This is a genomic window from Nocardiopsis protaetiae (assembly GCF_045446735.1).
GTDB lineage: Bacteria > Actinomycetota > Actinomycetes > Streptosporangiales > Streptosporangiaceae > Nocardiopsis > Nocardiopsis protaetiae.
In genome coordinates this window covers 1-22510 of the sequence record NZ_JBJJBV010000124.1, presented here as the reverse complement: position 1 = coordinate 22510, position 22510 = coordinate 1, and the positions used below count along the sequence as shown (strand labels likewise).

The 22510-nt window shown below is 72.1% G+C and carries 21 protein-coding genes and 1 pseudogene; 8 read left to right on the top strand and 14 right to left on the bottom strand.

The features are described 5' to 3' along the window. Window positions 1–11 precede the first annotated feature (11 nt). Both ACJOT3_RS19280 and ACJOT3_RS19275 read right to left on the bottom strand, forming a co-directional pair. On the bottom strand, window positions 12–743 hold the full coding sequence (locus tag ACJOT3_RS19280) for a nucleotidyltransferase family protein (RefSeq protein ID WP_406974246.1): 732 nt from the start codon (window positions 741–743) through the stop codon (window positions 12–14). Window positions 744–893: 150 nt separating this feature from the next. After that, window positions 894–3335, bottom strand: a complete 2442-nt coding sequence (locus ACJOT3_RS19275; RefSeq protein WP_406974245.1) for an AAA family ATPase — start codon at window positions 3333–3335, stop codon at window positions 894–896. 240 nt (window positions 3336–3575) lie between these two features. Here ACJOT3_RS19275 and ACJOT3_RS19270 point away from each other — a divergent pair, with 240 nt between their 5' ends. Next, window positions 3576–4298, top strand: coding sequence for a hypothetical protein (locus ACJOT3_RS19270; protein ID WP_406974244.1), 723 nt, complete (start codon window positions 3576–3578; stop codon window positions 4296–4298). A gap of 156 nt (window positions 4299–4454) precedes the next feature. On the opposite strand, the gene rnhB is transcribed toward ACJOT3_RS19270, so the two are convergent. Next, window positions 4455–5165 carry a ribonuclease HII gene (rnhB, locus tag ACJOT3_RS19265; RefSeq protein ID WP_406974243.1) on the bottom strand — a complete coding sequence of 237 codons (711 nt, stop codon included), beginning with the start codon at window positions 5163–5165 and terminating at the stop codon, window positions 4455–4457. A gap of 9 nt (window positions 5166–5174) precedes the next feature. Beyond that, complete coding sequence (locus tag ACJOT3_RS19260; protein WP_406974242.1) at window positions 5175–6362, bottom strand: hypothetical protein; 1188 nt, start codon at window positions 6360–6362, stop codon at window positions 5175–5177. A 57-nt stretch (window positions 6363–6419) separates the two neighbouring features. Between ACJOT3_RS19260 and ACJOT3_RS19255 the strand changes: the two genes are divergently transcribed. The 4 genes from ACJOT3_RS19255 (at window position 6420) to ACJOT3_RS19240 (ending at window position 8890) form a co-directional block, all read left to right on the top strand. Continuing rightward, entirely contained in the window at window positions 6420–6962 is a 543-nt protein-coding gene (locus ACJOT3_RS19255) for a CGNR zinc finger domain-containing protein (protein WP_406974241.1), read from the top strand. 183 nt (window positions 6963–7145) lie between these two features. Then, a complete protein-coding gene (locus tag ACJOT3_RS19250; RefSeq protein WP_406974240.1) occupies window positions 7146–7754 on the top strand; it encodes a DoxX family protein in 609 nt (202 codons plus the stop codon). A gap of 81 nt (window positions 7755–7835) precedes the next feature. Continuing rightward, on the top strand, window positions 7836–8492 hold the full coding sequence (locus ACJOT3_RS19245) for a hypothetical protein (RefSeq protein ID WP_406974239.1): 657 nt from the start codon (window positions 7836–7838) through the stop codon (window positions 8490–8492). A 206-nt stretch (window positions 8493–8698) separates the two neighbouring features. Continuing rightward, complete coding sequence (locus ACJOT3_RS19240) at window positions 8699–8890, top strand: hypothetical protein (protein WP_406974238.1); 192 nt, start codon at window positions 8699–8701, stop codon at window positions 8888–8890. Window positions 8891–8963: 73 nt separating this feature from the next. Here the strand turns inward: ACJOT3_RS19240 and ACJOT3_RS19235 are convergent, their stop codons facing one another. Together ACJOT3_RS19235 and ACJOT3_RS19230 are read right to left on the bottom strand one after the other, a co-directional pair. Next, window positions 8964–10412 (bottom strand): SPFH domain-containing protein, encoded by a 1449-nt coding sequence (locus ACJOT3_RS19235; RefSeq protein ID WP_406974237.1) that lies wholly within the window; start codon window positions 10410–10412, stop codon window positions 8964–8966. Further along, window positions 10413–12176, bottom strand: coding sequence for an SPFH domain-containing protein (locus ACJOT3_RS19230; RefSeq protein ID WP_406974236.1), 1764 nt, complete (start codon window positions 12174–12176; stop codon window positions 10413–10415). 276 nt (window positions 12177–12452) lie between these two features. Between ACJOT3_RS19230 and ACJOT3_RS19225 the strand changes: the two genes are divergently transcribed. Next, on the top strand, window positions 12453–12749 hold the full coding sequence (locus ACJOT3_RS19225; RefSeq protein WP_406974235.1) for a hypothetical protein: 297 nt from the start codon (window positions 12453–12455) through the stop codon (window positions 12747–12749). 36 nt (window positions 12750–12785) lie between these two features. Here the strand turns inward: ACJOT3_RS19225 and ACJOT3_RS19220 are convergent, their stop codons facing one another. The 7 genes from ACJOT3_RS19220 to nrdR all read right to left on the bottom strand — a co-directional run bounded on the left by ACJOT3_RS19220 (window position 12786) and on the right by nrdR (window position 19502). Next, window positions 12786–13214 carry a CBS domain-containing protein gene (locus ACJOT3_RS19220; protein ID WP_406974234.1) on the bottom strand — a complete coding sequence of 143 codons (429 nt, stop codon included), beginning with the start codon at window positions 13212–13214 and terminating at the stop codon, window positions 12786–12788. 74 nt (window positions 13215–13288) lie between these two features. Further along, window positions 13289–13564: a hypothetical protein gene (locus tag ACJOT3_RS19215; RefSeq protein WP_406974233.1), complete on the bottom strand. Its 276-nt coding sequence runs from the start codon at window positions 13562–13564 to the stop codon at window positions 13289–13291. Window positions 13565–13603: 39 nt separating this feature from the next. After that, window positions 13604–13984, bottom strand: a complete 381-nt coding sequence (locus tag ACJOT3_RS19210; protein ID WP_406974232.1) for a type II toxin-antitoxin system VapC family toxin — start codon at window positions 13982–13984, stop codon at window positions 13604–13606. Between the two features lie 35 nt (window positions 13985–14019). Continuing rightward, complete coding sequence (locus tag ACJOT3_RS19205) at window positions 14020–14421, bottom strand: hypothetical protein (protein ID WP_406974231.1); 402 nt, start codon at window positions 14419–14421, stop codon at window positions 14020–14022. A gap of 65 nt (window positions 14422–14486) precedes the next feature. Continuing rightward, complete coding sequence (locus tag ACJOT3_RS19200) at window positions 14487–14798, bottom strand: hypothetical protein (protein ID WP_406974230.1); 312 nt, start codon at window positions 14796–14798, stop codon at window positions 14487–14489. 49 nt (window positions 14799–14847) lie between these two features. After that, complete coding sequence (locus ACJOT3_RS19195; RefSeq protein WP_406974229.1) at window positions 14848–18921, bottom strand: vitamin B12-dependent ribonucleotide reductase; 4074 nt, start codon at window positions 18919–18921, stop codon at window positions 14848–14850. Between the two features lie 92 nt (window positions 18922–19013). Further along, complete coding sequence (nrdR, locus tag ACJOT3_RS19190; protein WP_306367348.1) at window positions 19014–19502, bottom strand: transcriptional regulator NrdR; 489 nt, start codon at window positions 19500–19502, stop codon at window positions 19014–19016. 544 nt (window positions 19503–20046) lie between these two features. Here nrdR and lexA point away from each other — a divergent pair. Both lexA and ACJOT3_RS19180 read left to right on the top strand, forming a co-directional pair. Next, window positions 20047–20772: a transcriptional repressor LexA gene (gene lexA / locus ACJOT3_RS19185; protein WP_406974228.1), complete on the top strand. Its 726-nt coding sequence runs from the start codon at window positions 20047–20049 to the stop codon at window positions 20770–20772. A gap of 226 nt (window positions 20773–20998) precedes the next feature. After that, a complete protein-coding gene (locus ACJOT3_RS19180) occupies window positions 20999–22072 on the top strand; it encodes an alpha/beta hydrolase family protein (protein WP_406974227.1) in 1074 nt (357 codons plus the stop codon). Between the two features lie 40 nt (window positions 22073–22112). Here the strand turns inward: ACJOT3_RS19180 and ACJOT3_RS19175 are convergent. Then, window positions 22113–22510 (bottom strand): annotated as a pseudogene (locus tag ACJOT3_RS19175) (hypothetical protein); the annotation flags it as partial.

The window sequence follows — 22510 nt, the reverse complement described above, 5'->3', positions numbered from 1 at the left end:
CCGGTTCGGGGTCAGACCCCCTGCCGCATGGCGGTGATCTCCTCCCCCGCCTCCTTGACGTCCTTGGCGGTGTCCACCCCGCGCCAGAACCCGCTGATGCGGTAGGCGGTGAGCCGCCCCTGTTCGGCCAGCTCGGGGAAGGTGGACGACTCGTGGTCGCCCTTGACCGGCAGCAGCGGGGTGATGCCGGGTTCGAACAGGTACACGCCGGCGTTGATCCACACCGGCAGCAGCGGGCTCTGGGTGAACCCCTCGATCCGGTCCTGGTCGTCGACGTCGACGATGCCCCAGGTGGTGCGGAACTGGGCCAGGGCCAGGGTCGCCAGGCCCCCCTTGTCCCGGTGGTGGGCGGTCATCTCGTCCAGCGGGAACCAGGTGAGGACGTCCCCGTTGAGGGCGAAATACGGTGCGTCCTGCGCGGGCAGTCCCTGGGAGGCGTAGCGCAGGGCGCCGCCCCGGCCGAGGGGTTCGTCCTCGACCAGGAGGGTGATCTCGGGGCCGCCGGTGCGGGAGGCCAGGTACTCGCGCAATACCTCGGCCTTGTATCCGCAGGAGACCACGACGTGTTCGACGCCGTGGCCCGCCAGCCATTCGAGTTGGTAGTCGATGATGGGCCGTCCGGCCACCTCCACCATCGCCTTGGGGCGGGTGTCGGTGTAGGGCCGCAGCCGGGTGGCCTGCCCGCCGGCCAGGATCAGGGCCTGGGTGACGGGCGACGCGGAGGTTGAGGGTGAAGCGGTCATGACCGGACACTAGCAGCACGTGGAAGCCCCTGTCCGGTGCGCCACCGGGGCTTTCGGGAGGGCGTGGTCGGTGGATGCTTTCGTTCGATTCGGCGCTTGCGCCGAGTGACCGGGAGCGGCCGCGAGTCGGAATGATCCGCCGACCACGCCCTAGCTCTGCTGGGTGGCCTCGGCGTAGGCGGAGCGGACGTCGGCGCTGGTGAGGACGGTCAGCTCGGCGGCGGTCGCCGCGTCGCCGACCTCCTGGGAGACCCGCAGGTCCCGCTGGGAGCACGCCTTCTCGAACAGGGAGCGGGCGAAGCGCCCGTTGCCCAGCTCGTCGATCCACCCCTCGGCGCACACGTGGGAGAAGATGCTGCGCAGGTCCTCCACCGCGGTGTCGTCGAACGCGTCGCCGGTGCGGGCGGCCAGCGCCTCGGCGATCGCGGTGAGCTCGTCGGCGCTGTAGGACGGGAAGCGCACCCGGACGTTGAACCGGGAGGCCAGTCCCGAGTTGGAGGCCAGGAACCGCTCCATCTCCGCCGGGTACCCCGCCAGCACCACCGCCAGGCGGGAGCGGTCGTCCTCGGCGCGCTTGAGCAGGGTCTGCACCGCCTCGGCGCCGAAGGCGTCCCCGCCGTTGTACCCCGGGTTGATCAGCGAGTACGCCTCGTCGACGAACAGCACCCCGCCCAGGGCCCGGTCCACCAGCCGGTTGGTCTTGATGGCGGTGGCGCCCAGGTGCTCGCCCACCAGGTCGGCGCGCTGGGCCTCCACCACGTCGGCGCGGGCCAGCATGCCCAGGGCGGCGAAGACCCGGCCCAGGACCCGGGCCACGGTGGTCTTGCCGGTGCCGGGCGGCCCGGTGAAGACGAAGTTCCGCATGGGCGCGTGGTTGAGCAGCCCCTGTTCCTCGCGCAGCCGGGCCACCCGCAGCTGGGCGACCAGCGAGCGGACCTGGGCCTTGACCGGTTCCAGGCCGATCATGGCGTCGAGCTCGGCCAGCGCCTCCTCGATGCCCGGGGCCTCGCCGAACCCGGGCAGGCGCGCGGTCAGCTCGTCGTAGGCGGCGACCACGTCGGCGGAGCGCAGGGTGATGAGGTCCTCGGCCTCGGGCCGGGGCGCGGGCCGGTCGCCCTCCACCCCGGAGGTGACCACCCGGACGTCGCGGGCCTGGGCGGCCTTCTCCACCAGGGATCGGGCGAACCGGCCGTTGCCGAGTTCGTCGACGGCCTCGCGCTGCTCGGTCTGGTCGAGTCTTCGCCGCAGGGTGCGCTCCGCCTCGGGGTCCAGGACGTCGCCGCGCTGGGCGACCAGGGACTCGGCGATGCGGAACAGCTCGTCGGCGGTGTAGCTGGGGAAGGTGATGCGGGTGGAGAAGCGGGAGGCCAGACCCGGGTTGGACGACAGGAAGGCGTCCATCTCCTTCTCGTACCCGGCCAGCACGATGACCAGGTTCTCCCGGTCGTCCTCGGCGCGCTTGAGCAGGGTCTGCACCGCCTCGTTGCCGAACCGGTCGCTCTGCCCGTCACCCTCGTTGACCAGGGAGTACGCCTCGTCGATGAACAGCACCCCGCCCAGGGCGCCGTCGATGAGCTCGTTGGTCTTGATGGCGGTGGCGCCCAGGTACTCGCCCACCAGGTCGGCGCGCTGGGCCTCCACCACACGGGCCGTGGGCAGCAGGCCGAAGGAGTGGAAGATGGTGGCCAGGGTGCGGGCCACGCTGGTCTTGCCGGTGCCGGGCGGGCCGGAGAAGACCAGGTGGCGCAGCGGCCGCTCCACCCGGAACCCGGCGTCGGCGCGCAGCCGGGCCGCCTCGATGGACGCGGCCAGCCCGCGGACCTGCTGTTTGACCGGGTCCAGGCCGATCATCGCCTCCAGCTCGGCCAGGGCCTCGTCGACGGGCACCGGCTCGGCGTCGCCGTCGGCGGCCGCCGCGCGCTTGCGGGTGGGTGCGGGCGGGCGGGCGGTGTCGGCGCGGTCCTGGACGCGTTCGGTGCGGGCGGCGCGGGAGACCGGGCGGGTGTCGGCCTGGGCGCTCTCCCGGGCGGCCTCGGACTCCCGGCGGATCTGCCGGGAGGCGGAGAGCCGCCACAGCAGGCAGGCGCCGGCGGCGGCGTAGAGCGCCCCGATCCCCCAGGAGGAGGGCGGGGCGGGGGCGACCATGCCGACCAGGGCCAGGGAGAAGCCGAAGATGAGGCCCGCGGTCAGGGACAGCACCGCGGTGTGCCAGACCGGGAACTCGCGCACGGCGGTGGCGGCCAGGGAGACCAGCAGCGGCAGCACCGGGACGAACAGGGTGACCGGTTCGCCCGCGAGCGGGAGCTGGAAGAGCGGGAAGGCGACCGCGGTCCAGATCAGGCAGACGACCACGGTGACCAGGGCGTCGGCCGAGCGCATCAGCGCGACGAAGAGGCAGATCACGGCCACGGCGACCGTGAGCACGGGGAGCACGGGCAGCGGGGAGGGCAGCGCGGCGACCGCCACGACGGTGAGCACGACCACCCCGGCGATCAGCCGTCTGACCAGGGGGACCGCCTGGTAGCGGGTGCGCAGGCGGTCCAGCCCGGAGGGTCCGGGGGCCGCGGTACCGGGGCGCGTGTCGCGCGTCATCGGTGCCCCTTCCTGCGTGGGGGTCCGGAGGCGGGCCTCCGGCCGGGGGTCGCTGGCCGGAGGGGCGGTCGAGGGGTCGACGGCCACGCCTTCAGCTTAGTTCGGCGAGGACCTCCGGGGCTTGAAGCACCGGAGGGGAATCACCGTATTGGCCATACCGAGCGTCCGGTGACGCGCATCACCCCACGAAAAAAGGCATTCGGCCGCTCTCGGTCACCGTCCGGGTGAACCATGTGGGGCGTGTCGACGATCACGGTGCAGCTCAAGCTGACGCCGTCGCCCGAGCAGGCGGCGGCGCTGACGGCGACCCTGCGCGCGGTCAACACCCAGGCCAACCACGTGTCGCGGGTGGCCTTCACCACCGGGACCAGACGGAACTTCGCGCTGCGCAAGCGGGTGTACGCCGATGTGCGGGTGGCGGGGATCGGCTCCCAGGCCGCCCAACATCTCATCAAGAAGGTCGCCGACGCCTACACCGCCCTGGCCGCCAACCTCCGCAACGGCAACCACGGCAGGCCCGGGTCCCAGCGCCGACGGGCGGTGGAGTCCAAGCCGGTCGTGTTCCGGCCGGACGCGGCCCAGCCCTACGACGCCCGCAACCTGTCCTTCGCGCTGGATGCCCGCACCGTCTCCCTGTGGAGTCTGGGCGGGCGGTTGAAGGGTGTGCCGTTCACCTGCTCGCCCGAACAGCTCAAGGTACCGGCCGAGCACCGGTGGGGCGAGGCCGACCTGGTGGTCCGGGACGGGATGTGGTTCCTGCTGGTCGGCGTGACCGTGCCCGATGCCCCCGGGTACGAGCCGGACGGGTTCCTGGGTGTGGACCTGGGCATCGCCAACACCGCCACCACCAGCGACGGCCGCATCATGGCCGGGCGCAGGCTGAACCGCTACCGCCGGCGCCAGGCACGGCTGCGGCAGAAGTTGCAGGCCAAGGGCACCAAGAGTGCCAAATGCCTCCCGTGAAGGAATGTCTGGACGGAGGGGTCCACCCGGCAGCCGGTCGGGCGCCACCTCCAAGCCCGGTCTCAGGACCGGGTCAAGTTGACCCTTGCCCCAACCGCACCCGCTTGTCCAGTGCGGGGCGGCGTGTCGCCCCCGGGCGCCGCCGGGCCGGGGCGCTCACAGCAGGGAGATCTGGCCTCCGGGGCCGGGCCGGGGCTTGCGCAGGTGGCTCCAGCGGGGCAGGTCGTCGAGGTAGGACCAGCTCATCCGGTGCTGCGGGGTGGGGCCGTGCTCGGCCAGGTGGGCGCGGTGGACGGGCGAGGGGTACCCGGCGGCCCGCTCGAAGGCGTAGCCGGGGTGCTCCTGGGAGAGTTCGGCCATGTGGGCGTCCCGGCGCACCTTGGCCAGGACCGCGGCGGCGGCGACGCTGATGCAGGTGAGGTCGCCCTTGACCTGGGTGCGGACCCGCCAAGGGCGGCCGATGAAGTCGTGGGAGCCGTCCAGCAGGACGGCGTCGGGGCGGACGGTGAGCCCGGCCAGGGCGCGGTGGGCGGCGCGGCGCAGGGACTCGGTCATGCCGACCTCGTCGATCTCGGCCGCCTCGGCCCAGCCGAAGGCGTGGTCGGCCACCCAGGGCTCCAGCCGGGCGGCCAGGTCGCGGCGGCGGGCGGGGGTGAGGCGCTTGGAGTCGGTCAGGCCCGCGGGCGGCTCGCCCTCGCCGGGGACGGCGGCGCAGACCAGCAGGGGTCCGGCCCAGGCCCCGCGGCCCACCTCGTCCATTCCGGCGACGACCCGCGCCCCGGCGGCGCGGAGCTGCTCCTCCACCTCGTAGGTGGGTGCGGCGGGCGGTGCGGCGGTGGCCTTGGCGGCGGGCTCGGAGATCGACACGCCCCCAGCCTAGAGGGCGGCGGCGGGCTCCGCCGCCGGTTCGCGCAGGGAACGGGACAGGCCCACGGCGACGACAAGTGAGGCCAGGGTGGCCAGGGAGGCGGCTGTGAGGAGTACGGGCTGCCCGACCACGGCCAGGGCCGCGCTGCCGGCGGCGAAGCCGACGTTCTGGGCGGCGAAGGCCCAGGAGAAGTACCCGGCGCGCTGCCCCGGCGGGACGGCGAGGTCGATCATGTGCGAGCGCAGGCCCAGCAGCGCGGCCACCGGGAGCCCGCTCAGCGCGAGGGCCAGGGCGGCCAGGGGCAGGGAGGGGCCCGAGGCCAGCAGCAGGCAGCCCGCGACGAGCAGGGCGGCCGCGCCGAAGGCCCACAGGCCCTCGCGGCGGCCGGGGGTGCGCGCCGCGTCCAGGTAGCCGCCGACGACGCTCGCGGCGGACAGGACGAGGAAGACCGTCCAGGCCAGGCCGACGTCGAGGCCGAGGGAGACGACCAGGGCGGTGGCGCCCACCTCCACGGTGGCGAAATACACGCCGATCATCGCCCCGAAGACGATCCAGGCGACGGCGGCCGTGTTCCAGCGCGGGCGGTGGCCGCCGCGGCGGGCGGTGTCGGCGTCCGGGGCGGGCAGCCCCGCGAAGGGGATCACGGCGACGGCGACCAGGCTCGCCGCCGCCATGGCGGCGATCGGCCCCAGGGGGTGCACGGGCGCGGCGGCCGCGACGGCGAGCGGCGCGAGGAAGATGAGCACGTCCATAAAGGTCACGTCGACGGTGGAGGCGGACCGCCCGGCGCTCTCGGGCACGGTGTACGGCAGCAGGGAGCGCAGCGCCCCGCCGGACCCGGCGAGGGAGGCGCCCGCCAGGGCCGCCCCGAGGTACCAGGTCCACGCGGGCGCCCCGGTCCCGATGGCGACCGTGACCGCGGCCCAGAGCAGGCCGTGGGCGGACATCTGCGCGGTGAGCACCCGGGCGGCCGGGAGGCCGCCGACGATCCGGGCGGCGAGGGGGGTGGCCGCCAGTGTTCCGGCCACGTGGCAGGTGGTCATCAGGGCGCCGGTGTCGATGCGTCCCGTGAGCAGGAGCGCGGTGGTGGTCGTGGCGACGGCGACCATGAGGGCCGGGGCCCGGCACAGGGCGGCGACGAGGGAGTAGGACCAGAAGCGGCGGGAGGTGAGGGTCTGCCGGAGGGGTGAGGTCATGGAGAAGACAGTAACGCATGACTACGACATTTTTGCGTTACATGGGAGAATGGGCGGATGACCGCGGACCACTCCCCCGAAGACCTGCTCCGGATGACCCTCTCCCTCGTCGCCACCCGCCCAGTCGAGGGCGCCTGGCCGGAGGAGCTGTTCTCCCTGGAGCGCCTCGCCGGCGCCGTCCCCGGGGCGGAGAACGCCACGGCGGACGACCTCGCCGACGTGCGCGCCCTGCGCGACCGGCTGACCCCGCTCGTCCTGTCACCCGATCCGGACACGGCCCCGGCCGCGCTGTCCGGCCTGGCCAGGGAGTTCGGCCTGAGCCCGGCGGTGGACTCCGTCGGCGGCCCGGTCCGCCACGCGAGCCCCGACCCGCGCCTGGTCGCCCGCGTCGCCGAGCTGCTCGTCCCCGGCGTCATGGGCGCCTGGGCGGCCGGGCTGCTGCCCCGCGTGCACACCTGCGGCGCGGACGACTGCGACACCCCGTTCCTGGACACCTCGCACCGGGCGAACCGGCACTACTGCTCCCCGCGCTGCTCCACCCGGATGCGGGTGCGCCGCCACCGCGAGCGGCCGTCGGGGACGGGCGCCGCGTCCGTCTGACACCGGGGCCGGACGGCCCCGCGGCGGGCGCGGGTCGGCCGCCGGTCGGCCGAACGCCGGGAAAGGGCGGCCCGGGACGGGTCTTTGCACGACTCGCCGTTTATTACAACGCGTCATGGCTCATGACTTTCGGTAGTTTCCGCTTGTCAGGATCGCGCACAGGTGTGACCCGGAGGAATGGACATGCAGCGCCCCACCCCGCACCCCCGGAGCCGCAGGCCAGGCCCCCGATCGCGGGTCCGCCTGCGCCGCCGCGGCCTGTACGACATCGGGGCCGCGCTGACCCGGATCGGCGTCGGCTGGGTGTTCGCCGACCACGGCCTGGCCCTGCGCGGCCAGGAGGCGCGGCTGGCCGCCCACCTGGCCGAGTCCGGAACGCCGCTGCCCGCCCTGGCGGTCCACCTCCTGCCCGCCCTCGTCGTCGCCACCTCGCTGTCCTTCGCCGTGGGCCTGCTCACATGGCTCGCCGGCCCCCTGCTCGCCCTCTGCGCGGTACTGGGCACCCTCTCCCCGGCCGCCCCCGGACTCTCACCGTTCGACTCCTGGCCGGTGACGGTGCTGGTCACGGCGGTGTGCCTGCTCATGGCGGTCAACGGCGGACGGTGGTCCTGGGACCACCTCGTCCTGGCTCCCGAATCCGCCGAGCGACCCGAACGCCGCAGGTCAACCCGTCCCCGTCCGGACCGGACAGAGGGGAAACCTCCCGCTATTTCCACGCGTCGACCCGAACACGCTCCGCCACTGCTCTATCCTGTGGGACAGGCCGCTGTACGTCGGCCGTATCAACTGTGACGCGGCCCGTTGCGGCTCCTCCTTTTCTCGCCTTCCCGGGACCGCGTCCGTCACCAGCATGGATTCGGTGGGGGGAACACCATGTCCGCCGTAGGTTCCGGCCCGACCCCTGACGGGTCCGTGGCCAAACTGATCGAGATCGCCGACAAGCCCACCCTGGGCCGGCGGCTCATCAGCTGGGCCTCGCGGCCCCCGGGGCGGCTCTACATCCCCGCCTGCACGGTGGTCGCCCTGGTCATCCTCTTCGAGGACAGCGTCCCCTCCGGTCACCTCCCCTCGTTCGTCGTGGGTCTGGCCGGAGGTCTGCTGCTGGCCGGGATGGGCGCGCTGCGCCTGGGCATCGCGCTGGCCGTCGCCCGCCCGATGATCCGCCACTACTGGCTGCGCTGGATCTCCGCCCCGCTGATCGCCGCCCTGGCCATCGGTATCTCCGCGGCCGACGTGCCGCTGAGCGCCCGGGTACAGGCCTCCTCCGAGGACCTGTTGGCCCTGGCCGACCGGGCCGACGAGTCGTCCGCCATCCCCCTCAACGGGGAACGGGCCGGGCTGTACTCGCTGCGCAGCCTCAGCGTGGCCGACGGGGTGCTCCACTACGAGGTGGAGGGCGCCGGCCTGGTGGGCCGCGCCGGGCTGGCGCACAGCGACGAGGCGCTCCCCGAGGGCGTGTTCGTCAGCGGGCAGGGCACGCGCATCTACGAGCACGTCACCGACGACTGGTACGTGTGGGTGGAGCACTAGGGGCGACAGAGCAGAACGCAGAGGGCCGGGACCGCGCGAGCGCCCCGGCCCTCTGCGTTCTGCCGCTCCCCTCCCCCGCGCCCCGGCCCTTTGCCATGGCTTGTGCTTCTCCAACACGGCTCTCACCTTGGTCGTGTAGACAGGGAAGCGCCCGGGAGGGGTCCCCCTGACCCCGGCCCGACGGCAGACCCTTCAGGAGAGGATTCATGCGCGAATTCACGCTCACCCTTCACCTGCGCATCCACGACTCGATCACCGCGCTGCGCCGGGCCCACGCCCGGGGCGACGACGACCTGGCCGTCAGCCAGGCCGGGGAGATCGAGGACCTGCTGGAACTGGCCGCCCGCAACGGCATCGACCTCGGCGCGGGCTACGCCGGCCTCTCCCCCCGAGGCTGACCCGGGACACGGCAGGGCCCCGCGACCACGACGGTCGCGGGGCCCTGTCCGCGTTCACGGCAATGCGGACGGGTCAGCGGCGGCGGCCGCCGCCGAACCCCTCCCCGTTCTCGAACTGGACCCGCATCGCGGTCTCCTGCTGGTCCTGGTACTCGTCCACCAGCTGCTGCTGGCGGGCCGCGGCCGCGGCGACCGCACCGCGCGCCGACTCCAGGCCCTCGACGGCCTTGGCCGACGCGCCCGGGGTCCGCGAACCGTTCAGCACCTGCGGCAGCAGCTGCGCGGTGAGCAGCGTCGACAGCGCCGAGGAGTCACCCGACCCGGCCTCGGTCTGCACCACGACCGGGCGCGGAGCGCGCTCGGCCAGCGTCGCGCCCACGTCCAGGCGGCGGCGGGCCAGCTCGTACTCCAGCACCGCACGGTTGTCCCGGTAGGCGGTGGCCAGGTGCCGCTGGGCCTTGGCCTCGTTCTCGGCGGCGACCAGGTCGGACCGGCCGCGCGTCTCGATCTCGTAGCGCACCCGCTGCGCCTCGGTCTCCTGCTCCTGGAGCATCTGCGCGACGTCCTTGCGGGCCTTGTTCAGGGACGCGTTGACCTCGACGATCTTGGCGTCCCGGACCTTCTTGGACCGCTCGATGTCCATCAGCAGGGTGTCGATGCGGCGCTTGCGGGTCAGCTCCCACTCCTGCTCGTAGGCCACCAGCTCCTTGGACACCCGCTCCCGGGTGGCCAGGTGCTGCTGGTACTGGTTGGGCAGCTGCACATCGGGGATGTTGCAGCCGGTGATGACCACGCCGTACTTCTCCAGCTGCTGGTTGAGCAGGTTGCGCATGTCCTCGACGTTGGACCCGCGCAGGTCGTAGGCGGACTCGGTGCGCACCAGGCGGCTGCGCTGGCGGATGGCGTCCTGCACCGCGCTGGACAGCACCAGGTCGAAGTTGCTGGCGCCGATGGTCAGCACGAACCGCTGCGGGTCGTGGATGCGGAACTTCAGGAAGAACTCGATCGACTTCAGCGGCACGTTCTCACGGGTCGGGCAGGCCACCACCGGCGCCGTGTACGGGATCTCCGTGCTGGTGTCCACCACGTAGTCCACGCGCTTCCACGGGTGCCACAGGTAGTGGCGGCCCGGGGCGATGACCTTCTGCACCTTGCCGTACTTGGTGAGGATGCCCTGGGTGCCGTGCTCGATCTCGATGATCGAACCGCGCCACCACCACAGCACCGCCACCACGATGGAGATGACGCCGACGAACAGGGCGGGCAGCGCCAGCGCCGCGTTGATCGGGGACAACAGCACGCCCTCGATCGCCACGTTGATGGACATCATCAGGCCCGAGGTGAGGGCGAACAGCCCGATCCACACCAGGACCATCCACCGCAGGCCGCGGTTGTCCTTGGGGATGACCACGGGCACCACGGCGCCCTGGTCGCCGCCGCGCAGCAGCCCGGCGAGATCGCCCCACGAGGAGAGGGACTCCTTGATGCTGGAGCCGCTCCTGACATTGACCGGCTGGCTCATCTAGCGGCCTCCCTCGAACGTGCCGGGCCCCTGGGACCACGGCGGCAGCGGCGGGTCCTGCGGCCCGGTGTACGGCTGACCCGCCGGCGGCGGGGCGTCGAAGCCCGGTCCCCGGGACTCCGGCTCGGCCTCGCGGGCCTCGGACAGGCGCTCGTCGATGGCCTCGTCGGACACCGACTGGCGGATCTCCTCGACCAGGTCCTCGCCCGGGGCCTCGGTCGCGGCGGCCTGCTTCGGCTTGGTGTCGTCCTCGCGCAGCAGGACGTCGATCTCGTCCTGGCGCTCGGCGATCCGGGTGTTGATCTCGCCCAGGCGGGCGCGGATCTCCTCCATGTCCTCCTGGGAGAACAGGGCGGCGTCGGACTGGCCGATGATCTCCTGCGCGATGCGCAGGTAGTCGACGCTGGCCGCGTCGCCCGAACCGATCCGCAGCACCTGCGGCAGGCTGTCGGCGACGTCCGACAGCTTCTCCAGCAGGGACTCGCGGAACCGGTAGTTGAGGATCTCCGGGGCCTCGGCCGCGCTGACCGCGCGGATGTCCAGGGCCTGGGCCTGGAGCAGGGCCGCGTTCGCGTTGGCCTCGGACTCGGCCTCCACGAACCGCTGGCGGGCCAGCGCGCGGGCGCGGTTGGTCTCCCGCTCCAGGGCGGTGTCCATCTGCGCCTGGTACTGGGCGATGTCGGCCTGGATCGCCGACAGCGTCTCGTTGAGGGTGGCCAGCTCCTTGTTCAGGTCACCCTCGTTCTGCTCCTTGCGCAGCTGCAGCTCGTACTCGAACGTGTAGGCGTCCTTGGCGACCCGCACCATCTCCGGCGCCGCCAGGTCCATCCGGTACTCCTGGCTGGAGGGCTCGGCGTGGGTGATGTTGGCGCTGGTCAGCACCACGATGTCGCTGAACTGGCGGTTGAGCTGGGCCAGCAGCCCCTGGGTGCTCTCACCGACCAGGTCGTAGATCGCCGAGGCCTCCTGCTCGTAGATGAGGCTGCGGGTGGTCTCGCTGATCGCGTTGTTGAGCTTCTCCTGGAAGCCCTGCACGCCGCCCAGGGTGTAGACGAACCCCTCCGGGTTCTTGATCTGGAACTGGACGAACAGGTCCACCGAGGCCTGCACGCCGCTCTTGGTGGGGGCCGAGCGGATGGGGGCGTTGAACGGGTACTCGCGCACCACGTTCACGATGTAGGACACCCGCTTCCACGGGTTGAACAGGGTCACCAGGCCCGGCGGGTAGATGCGCTCCATCCGGCCGAAGTGGGTGACGATGGCGACGCAGCCCTCCGGCACCATGACCATGCCCTGGCGCCACCACATGAAGGCGGTGATGGCGATGGTGATGATCCAGTAGTGGATGCCGAAGAACGGGTTGAGCAGCGCGTTGCCGCCCGCCAGCGAATACGGCAGGAGGACGACGAGGGCGCCGAACAGGCCCAGCGCGATGAGCGCGACGGCCGGGAGCATGGTGATGAACGTACGGCCCCGGGGGATGACCATCGGACAGACCACGTGCACGGGCCCGTTGGGGCCGCGCTCGTAGCTGCTGCGGTTGATGGCCTCGCCCGCGTTGTTGAGCGAGGCGGTCTTCTGCTCGATCCGCGTGCCCACGGAACCGCCCTGGTCACGGGCGGCGACGAAGTCGCGCGGGTCGAGTCCACCACCTTCGGTGACCTGCCGGGAGGTCTGTTGCAGGGCGTCGGTCACGGCCTGCCGCGGGTCGCCTCCCTGGGCGACCGCTGCGGCCGCGCCGCGCACCGTCTGCGCGAACGACATGGGCGGGAACTCCTAGGTTCGGAAGATGTGATGGGAACTATCCGCTTCGACGCCGCGTATCGGGGGCCGGTTCCAGGTCGACGGCGGTTTCCCGAGGGTGGGCGCTATAGCGGATGGTTTCGACCTTCGCATATGTCATGCCCGGAACCCAGGGGTGCGCCCCGAGCGTGGCCGTACGGTGATCCCTGAGCGTGGAAAGCGTGCCGGATGGCAGCCCCGCGACACGGGCGATAACGTCGTTTGCGCACGTACCGACCCCGAACACGAGGAGTTCCCATGGCCTCCGTACCGAGCGCCGTCCTGACCACCGCCGGGCTCATCGGCGGTTACACGGTGGCGCGGGCCACCGGGAACCGGCCGCTGGGCGGCGCCGTCCTGGCCGGGTTCGGCGCGGCGGCGTTCGAGACCTGGCGCCGCGGGCCGGGGCTGGGCACCGCGGTCGCGCTCACCGGCGTGTACGTGGCGGCGTTCGGGCTGTCCCACCCGCTGGCCAAGAAGATCGGCTCCTGGCCGGCCGTGCTCGGCGTGACCGCCGCCACCGCCGCCGTCGCGGTCGCCGCCGAACGCGACTGACCCCGGGGCCGGGGGCGCGGGTGGGCGGCGCGGCCGTCAGCGGCCGTGGATGTAGGCCTCCAGTTGGGCGCGGTCGTACTCCAGGCCCCGCACCCGGCTCTTGACGACGTCGCCGATGCTGACGATGCCCGCCAGCCGGCCCTCCTCCACCACCGGGACGTGCCGGAACCGGCGGCGGGTCATGGTCTCCCCGATGTCCTCGACGGTGTCGCGCGGCGTGCAGGTGACCACGTCCGCGGTCATGATCGAGGAGACCGGCGCCGCCAGCAGGTCGGCGCCCTGCCGCTCCAGGCCGCGCACCACGTCGCGTTCGGAGGCGATGCCCAGCAGGTGGTCGCCGTCGGCCACGACGACGGCGCCGATGTTGTGCCGCGCGAGCTCGGTGAGCAGCAGCGCGACGGTGGCGTCGGGCGGGACGCGCACGACGTCGGGTCCCTTCGTCCGGAGGATCGCGGCGATCAGCATGGGGTCCACCTTCCCGCGGGCGTGTCGCTGTTGAAGGGCTACCCGCCCTCCCCGCGCCCCAACCACCGCCCCGCTCAGAGGAGCAGGGCGCGCAACCGATCGTCGTCGTTCGACTCGATCAGCCGGACCAGGGCCCGGTTGCCGTGGTGACCAAGAGCGTCGCGGAGACGGTCCCGCCAGTCCTCGGCGTACTCGCGCAGGGCGTCGACCATCTCGGCGGTGGCCTCTTCCAGCGTGGCACCGTCGGCCGCGACCGGCACCCCGGGAATGAACACCGAGAATCCGCCGCCCTCGGCCACCGTCTCGGCCCGCCACGGTGTGACCGCGGTCGGGTGGTGGGCCGTGCCCATGAAGACCTCCCCTGATACGTACTTCGCGTGCTGAGAACTTCAGACGTGGACGACGGCCACACGTTCGTGCTTGGGGCGGTCGGGTTCCTCGACCAGGCGGTGCATATCGTCGAGGTCGCTGGTCAGCAGGAGCACGGGGCGTTCCTGGCGGAGCGCGGTCTGGGCGACGACCGCGTCGATCGCGCAGCGGTGGCCCGACAGGCCAGCCCGGCCGAGGAGTTCACCAGAGGCGCGGGCGATCTCCGGCGACACGGGGACCACAGTGATGCGGGCCAGGACCCGATGCACTTCGGCGTCGCGAGGGCCGCCCCGCAGGACCTCGGTGAGAGTGATGGCGCTGATCAGGACATGAGCACCACGTGCTCGCGCCGCCTTGACGATCGAAAGAACCTCTTCCTTGCCGACAGAGAGTTTTGACACCCCTTCGCTATCAAGAACGAGCGCTCCACCACGCGTCACTCGACGTCCGGCCACAATGCCTCCGCCTTCGCCAGCGCCTCATCGCTCACAGGGCCATACTCGGCTTCGAGCAACTCCACGAGTTCGGTCAAAAGATCCGCTTCTAGACGGCTGGCCACTGCTTCCGTCACGTAGCGGCTGAACTCTCCACGACCAGCACGACGCTGGATGGCAGCTGCCAGTTCTTCAGGCATTGAGACACTGACCTTGCGAGCTCTGCCGCCTCGGCCCTCAAAACTAGAGTCGTCTACGTCCGCCCCCTCGATAGCCGCGAGCCTCGCACTCAGAGCGAGAACACGGTCGATGTCGGCGGTGGAGAGGTGCACATCCCTGGCTGGCACCAAGTCCACGGAGACACCTTCGTCGGTGTTTCTGGGTTCCATGAGTTCAACCTTCATAGGTGCGATGCTACCGGTGGTGGCAACATCATGCCCGGTGTTCCGCCGAATACACCGTGACGGGATCAGACGGACCAGAGGGCGCCGCGGCGGTGGTGGCCCGGGGGCCACAGGACGTCCTCGGCGGCGTCGGGGGACAGTCCGCCGTCGGCGGTGACCGCGCGGCGGGCGAGGTCGGCGGCCCGGCGGGCGCGGCGGCGCTCGCGGCGTTCGGCGACCGCCGCCTCCGGGCCCGGGGAGCCGAAGAGCACGCGGGCGAGTTCGTGCACCCGCACCCGGCGGACCACCCGCTCGGGCGGGCGGCCGCGGCCGTACCGCAGGCCGACCAGCGGCCTGCCCTCCCGGTGGGCCTTCACGTGGTGGGCGGTGCGTGTCATGGGTGCTCCCTCCGCTCAGCGCGAGCGTAGCGGAGGGAGCACCCTCGGTTCAGCTGCAACCGCTGGTGGAACCGCATCCCTCACAGGCGTAGCAGCTGCCCGCCGGGCGCATCTTGGTCCCGCAGGTGACGCACAGCGGGGCGTCGGCGACGAACCCCTGCGTGCGCTCGACCACCTCCGCGGTGGAGTGCGCCTCGGCCGGCCGCGCGGCCGGCGGCTCCGGCGCGGCGGTGGGCGCCGACTGGGCGTAGGACTCCACCTGCGCGGCGACCTGCGCCGGGTCCTCCCCCGCCAGCTGTGCCTGCCGCTCGGCCGCCGAGTACACCCCCAGGGCCGCCCGCTCCTCGTAGGGCAGGTGGTCCAGCGCCAGGCGGCGGAAGATGTAGTCCATCACCGACTGCGCCATCCGGATGTCGGGGTCGTCGGTCATCCCGGCCGGGTCGAACCGCATGTTGGTGAACTTCTCCACGTACGTCTCCAGCGGCACCCCGTATTGCAGGGCGATGGAGATCGCGATGGAGAACGCGTCCATGACCCCGGCCAGGGTGGACCCCTGCTTGCCGAGCTTCATGAACACCTCGCCCAGCCCGTCGTCGGGGTAGGAGCCCGCGGTGATGTACCCCTCGGCGCCGCCCACCGAGAACGACGTGGTCTCGCTGGGGCGCTTCTTGGGCAGCCGCCGCCGCACCGGCCGCGGCGGCGCCTGCGCCTCCTGCGGCTCGGTCCTGGCAGTGGACAGCGGCTGGCCGACCTTGCAGTTGTCCCGGTAGACGGCGAGCGCCTTCAGGCCCAGCTTCCAGCCCTGGAAGTAGATGTGCTCGAAGTCCTCGACGGCGGCCTCCTCCGGCACGTTCACCGTCTTGGAGATCGCCCCGGACAGGAACGGCTGCACCGAGGCCATCATGCGCACGTGGCCCATCGGCTCGATGAACCGGCGGCCCATGGCGCAGTCGAACACCTCGTAGTGCTCCTCGCGCAGCCCGGGCGCGTCGACCACGTGCCCGTGCTCGGCGATGTACTCGACGATCGCCTCGATCTGCTCCTGCTGGTATCCGAGGTGGCCCAGGGCCCGCGACACCGACCGGTTGACGATCTGCATGGACCCGCCGCCGACCAGCTTCTTGAACTTCACCAGCGAGAAGTCCGGCTCGATCCCCGTCGTGTCGCAATCCATCATGAACCCGATGGTGTTGTGGCTGACGAGCCCGTTGGCCACGTAGGTGACGTTGTCGGGGACCGAGAGGTCGTAGGTGGGCTGCACTCCCCCGTCCTCGTTGGCCGCCACCCGCTCGAAGAGGTATCCGAGGGCGTGGCCGAGACGGGCGTCCGGGGTCTCGGCGTGGATCAGCGAGGCGATGCGCCGGGGCACGCCCGCGTACTTGCGCAGCGCCTGCAGGACGTCACCGCGGAGCGGGTGTCCCAGCGGCACCAGGTCCTCCCAGATCGTGCGCGGCAGGACGATCCGGTCCCGCTTGGGCGCGCGGTCCGGTTCCAGGTCCACCACGAGCCGGTTCTTGCGATCGCCCATGAAACCGACGATCTCGTCGAAGCGCAGCGCGTGGTCGAGGTTGCGCAGTCGGACGACGTGCAGGTCCCCGCCCAGGCCGCTGCGGGTCGTCCGGGTGGTGGTCGCCATGCCCAGGGCCAGCAGCAGGGTGCGTACCTCCCCGGCGAAGGAGTCGTGCGCGGTGGACAGACTCGGCACCCCTTCGAGCACCGTGCCGTCGGCCTCGAAGAGACCGCGCAGGAAGGCCGCGTACACGGCGGGGTCGTTGGCCTCCAGGACCGCCGAGGGCACCCGCGGCGTCCACCCCTTGCCGGTGTGGTCCTGTCCGGGCAACCCCTTGGCGAACCCGGCCGCCTTCCACCACCGGGCCAGCCGGACCGAGGAGAACAGGACCTCCCGGTATCCCTGCCTGCGCGTCACCTTGGGGGCCAGCCCGAAGCAGCCCTTGGCCAGGACGGCCAGGCGCTCGACGACGTCCTCGTCGGTGTCGGCGACGCAGAGCCGGATCCCCTCCGCGTGCAGGCTGCCGTCGCCCATGAAGTAGCCGACGAGCTCGGTCAGCTCCTCATCGACCGTGTCGGGGACGGTGACCCCCCGGTCGCCCGTGTAGTACGCCTGGTCCAGGACCGGCAGCGTCACATTCCGCGGGGCGCCGACGAGGGTGCCCATCTGCAGCGGGACGAGGTCGCCCTCGGAGATGTCGGCGAAGCGCCTCCACCTCCAGGCCCCGTCCGTGTCCACCACCTTGATCCGGTGGGTGTGCGTCCCCTGGAGCCGGTAGCCGCCCTCGGTGACGATGCGCCTTGTGGGCGCCTCGCCGTTGACGTAGAACTTCGTGGCCTGCCGCGGGCCCTCGTCCGTGGAGACGGTGGCGGACAGGTCCTGCCAGCGGGGGCCGTACACGTCGCCCAGCTCGGTCAGCCGGGTCAGCCCCCGGTCTGTGGTGACCAGGGTGTCCCCGGTCAGGCATCCGGTGGGAGCGAGGAGGCTCGCCTGGGCGTTGCGCCAGCCGTGGCGTTCGCCGGTCTCCAGGCAGTCGGCCCAGGCGCGGGTGGCGGCGGCGTGGATCGGCTCCTCCAGGGTGCCGACGGTGCGCAGGGCGTCGTTGGCGGCGGCGTGCTTGCGCATGACCCGGGTGTGGGACGCCTCGTTGCGCCGGTAGCCCTCGTAGGGGCCCACCACGCCGGCCAGCTCGGCGCTGCGCCGGTAGGCGACGCCGGTCATCAGCGAGGTGATCGCGGCGGCGACGGCGCGCCCGCCCTCGGAGTCGTAGGCGTGGCCGGTGGCCATGAGCAGGGCGCCGAGGTTGGCGTAGCCGATGCCGAGCTGGCGGTAGGCGCGGGTGATCTCGGCGATCTTCTCGGTCGGGAAGTCGGCGAACGTCACGGAGATGTCCATCGCGGTGATGACCAGCTCCGTCAGCCGGGTGAACCCCTCCACGTCGAACGTGCCGTCCTCGCGCAGGAACGCGAGCAGGTTGATCGACGCCAGGTTGCAGGACGAGTCGTCCAGGTGGAGGTACTCGGAACACGGGTTACTTGCACTGATACGTCCGGATTCGGGAGTGGTGTGCCAGTCCTGGATAGTGCCGTCGTACTGGACGCCCGGGTCGGCGCACTCCCAGGCGGCCTCGGCCATGCGGCGGAACAGGGCCTTGGCGTCGACCTCGTCGACGACCTCGCCGGAGGTGCGGGCGACCAGGCCGAAGCGCTCGCCGTTCTCGACGGCGCGCATGAACGCGTCGGAGACCCGCACCGAGTTGTTGGCGTTCTGGTACTGGACGCTGGCCATGTCGGCGCCGCCCAGGTCCATGTCGAACCCGGCGTCGCGCAGCGCCCGGATCTTGTGCTCCTCATGCGCCTTGGTGTCGATGAACTCGCCGATGTCGGGGTGGTCGACGTCGAGCACGACCATCTTGGCGGCCCGCCGGGTGGCCCCGCCGGACTTGATGGTGCCCGCGGAGGCGTCGGCGCCGCGCATGAACGACACCGGCCCCGAGGCGCTCCCGCCGGAGGAGAGCAGTTCCTTGCTGGAGCGGATCCGGGAGAGGTTGATCCCCGACCCTGAGCCGCCCTTGAAGATGATCCCCTCCTCCTTGTACCAGTCGAGGATCGACTCCATCGTGTCGTCGACCGACAGGATGAAACACGCCGAGACCTGCTGGGAGGCCGGGGTGCCGACGTTGAACCAGACGGGGGAGTTGAAGCTGAAGAACTGGTGGGAGAGCGCGTACTTGAGTTCGTGGTCGAAGACCTCGGCGTCGGCCTCGGTGGCGAAATAGCCGTGTTCGCGGCCGGTGCGGGTGTAGACGCCGACGACCCGGTCGATGAGCTGTTTGAGGCTCCACTCGCGCTGCGGGGTGCCGAGGGCGCCCCGGAAGTATTTCCCGGTGACGATCTGTGTGGCGTTCATCGACCAGGTCACGGGGAACTCGACCCCGCGCTGTTCGAAGTTCACCGTTCCGTCGCGCCAGTTCGTCATGACGACGTCCCGGCGCTCCCATTCCAGGGTGTCGTAGGGGTGGACGCCCTCGGTGGTGAAGATCCGCGGGATCTTCAGCCCCTTGCGCCTCCCCTTGCCCTTGCGTCCCGTCGATCCGCTGGTGGTTTCCGTCATGGCGGAGTCCCCCGAAGGTTGGGCGCGGGCGCGGCCCGCGCGCGGAGCCGTTGCGCGGGGGCGTTCCCTCGGCGCCCCCGGGGAGCGGCGTGTCAGGCCTTGGTGTCGGCCTCTTCCCTGGCCCGGGCCTCGGCCTCGCGGTCGCTGCGCAGGCTGGCGATCTCGGCCTCGAAGTCGGCGAGGCTCTCGAAACCGCGGTAGACACTGGCGAAGTGCAGGTAGGCGACCTCGTCGAGGTCGCGCATGGGTCCCAGGATGGCCAGACCGATCTCGTGGGCCGGGACCTCCGCGACGCCGCGGCCGCGGATCTCCTCTTCGACCTGCTGGCCGAGCTTGGCCAGCGCGTCCTCGGAGACCGGGCGGCCCTGGCAGGCGCGGCGGACGCCGGCGATGATCTTGGTCCGACTGAAGGGCTCGGTGACGCCGGAGCGCTTGGCGACCATCAGCAGGACGGTCTCCTGTGTGGTGAACCGGCGTTCGCAGGCCGGGCAGGAGCGGCGGCGGCGGATGGCCGCGCCGTCGTCGGTGGACCTGCTGTCGATCACCCGGGTGTCCGGATGGCGACAGAACGGGCAGTGCATCGCGGTTCACCTGCTTCCCTCGCCGAACTGACAACCCTGGGTCTACTTAACCACAACTCCTAGGTCGATGCTTCAAACACCGACACCAGATGTTGTGGTCGAACCTAGTCGGAGGGTCGGACGAACCGCAACTTTCACGCGCCCCGCGTGTCACACCCGCGCGCGCCGCCCAGGATATCGCCGCGAATCGCCTTCCACGGCGCGGCTCCGGGTTTTCGGTCGGCCCCTTGCACGGTGCGGATCCGCCCCGCATCCCCCGTTCTCGAACCCGGCGGCACATCTTCCGCCATTTCGGGGGCGACGCGACGTGAACACGTGTACACACGTAAGTGAGGCTGGAAAATCGCCGTGGGAAAACTCCTCCGGCAATTGTCCACAGGCCTCGAACGCTTGTTTGATATCACCGTGCGCAACGACTAACGTTGGCCTTGATTTCACGCCGGTTTCGCCATCACCGGGACTCAGGGTCCGGAGCGGTCGCAGAGCCGGTGGTGGCCAGTCGTGCGAACAGGCCCTGACCGAACCGATGCCGAGGAGGCCGGCCGTGCCGGAGGAGAATCCCGGACCCCTGGATTCCGGAACCACCACCGTTCTCTCGCCCGTGGGCGACGCGGGTGCGCCAGAGGAGCCGCCCAAGCTCACCGCCCGCCAGCAGAGCGTGCTGAACTGCATTCAGCGGTACCTGCGCGAGCGCGGCTACCCGCCGTCGATAAGGGAGATCGGCGAGTCGGTCGGCCTGTCCAGCCCCTCCAGCGTCGCGCACCAGCTCAAGGTGCTCCAGCGCAAGGGCTACCTGTACCGCGACCAGAACCGGCCGCGGGCCGTGGAGCTGCGCCAGCCGGGCCGCCCCGGGGTGCGCGCGCTGGTCCCCGCCGAGGAGCTGGACCCGGCGCACGCCACCCGGGTGCCGCTGGTGGGCCGGATCGCGGCGGGCGGTCCCATCCTGGCCGAGGAGTCGGTGGAGGACGTGCTGGCGCTGCCGCGGCAGCTGGTCGGCGAGGGCGCGCTGTTCATGCTCACCGTGGTCGGCGACTCGATGACCGACGCCGCCATCACCGACGGCGACATGGTGGTGGTCCGCCAGCAGCCCGACGCCGAGAACGGCGACATCGTCGCGGCGCTGCTGGACGAGGAGGCCACGGTCAAGGTGCTGCGCCGCGCCGAGGACGGGCACGTGTGGCTGATGCCGCGCAACGACGCCTACGAGCCGATCAACGGCGACGCGGCCACCATCCTGGGCAAGGTCGTCGCCGTGATGCGCCGCGTCTGAGCCGACGGCGGGTCGCACCCGTGCGGACACACGGGTGCACCCGGTACGGCCCACGGCCCCACCGGCGCCGCACCGTTCCGCCTCGGGCCCGCACCTCTGCCCCGGGCTCGCGCCGCATTCCCCGCTCGCACCGCATTCCCCGGACTCGGACCCGGGCCGACCGGTCTCCGGCCCCCGGGCCTTCGGCGTCGCCGCGGACACCCCGGGCGCCCCGGCCGCCTAGGCTATGGGGGTGTTCGCTCTCCTCTTCTCCCCGCGTGTCCGCGGGCGCGCGGCGGTCGCCGCGGCCGCGGCGCTGCTGCTGACCTCCGCCTGCGCTCCGGCCGAGGAGGAGTCCGCTCCCCCGCCCGGGGTGGCCGGGCCCGAGCGGGAGCTGAGCTTCACCGTGGACGGGGTGGAGGTGTTCGCCACCCTCACCCTGCCCGAGGACACGTCCGGCCCGGTGCCGGGCGCGCTGATCGTCTCGGGCAGCGGCCCCACCGACCGCGACGGCAACAGCGCCATGCGCCCGGACGCGAACACCAACCTCAACCTGGCGCGCGTCCTGGCCAAGGCCGGGGTGGCCTCGCTGCGCTACGACAAGTTCGGCAGCGGCGAGACCGGCCTGGGCGACCTCGACCCGGACGAGCCGGTGGACCCGGACGTGTTCGACGCCCAGCTGGTCGCGGCCTACGAGGCGATGGCCGGGCAGCGCGAGGTGGACCCGGCCCGTACCGCGGTGGTGGGGCACAGCGAGGGGTCCCTGTACGCGCTGCGCGCCCACACGCTGGTGGACGCCTCCCCCGCGCTGGTGCTGGCCGCACCGGTGGGCGAGCGCTACCTGGACGTGCTGGACCGCCAGCTCACCGAGCAGGTGCGCGCGGCCGAGGCGACGGGGCAGATCCCCGAGACGCAGGCGGTGACCCTGCTCTCCGACGCCCGCGCCGCACGGGCCGCCCTGCGCGGCGGCCGACAGGTCCCCGACGACCTCACCGACATGGTGGGCGTCCTGTACTCGCCGCAGAACGCCGCGTTCCTGGCCCGGATGGACGCGCTGGACCCGGTGGAGCTGGCCGCCGGCCTGCCCGCGGACACCCCGGTGCTGGTGCTGTGGGGCGAGGCCGACGCGCAGGTCACCCGCGAGGACGTGGACCGGCTGATGACCGGCCTGCCCGAGGCCGTACGGGTGGACGTGCCCGAGGCCGACCACATCCTCCGTGTCTACGAGGACGAGCCGGGGGCGACGGTGCTGGACGCCGAGCGTCCCTTCGCCCCGCAGGTCGCCCCGGCCCTGGCGGAGTTCGTCGACACCGCCTGGTGACCGGCGCCGTCACCGGCGCCAGCACCGGCGCCGGCGCGGGTCAGTCCTCCTCGACGACGATCTCCTCGGGGAGGGCGGCCACGGTGGCGCGGGCGATCTCCTCCGCGCCGGAGGTGAGGCGCTCGTCGTCGGCGGGCTCGCGGCCGTCGTACCCGGCGGCGGCCGAGTAGCAGGTCTCCAAGTAGAGGTTGGACTCCAGCACGGCCACGCAGGCGGTGGTGAACCCGGACTCGTCGAGCCAGGCCACGGCCTGCTCCCCCAGGTCGTCGACCGGGGACGTGTTGTGCGAGCCGGTGGTCTCGGCGAAGCTCTCCCGCGCGGTGACCACCCCGCCCGGGTTGGGTGCGGCCACCATGACGAGGGTGGCGGTGGCGGGGACCGCGTCGCCGTCGCCGCTGGGCGTGGCCCAGCGGCACTGCCGACCCTGGCCGAAGGGGT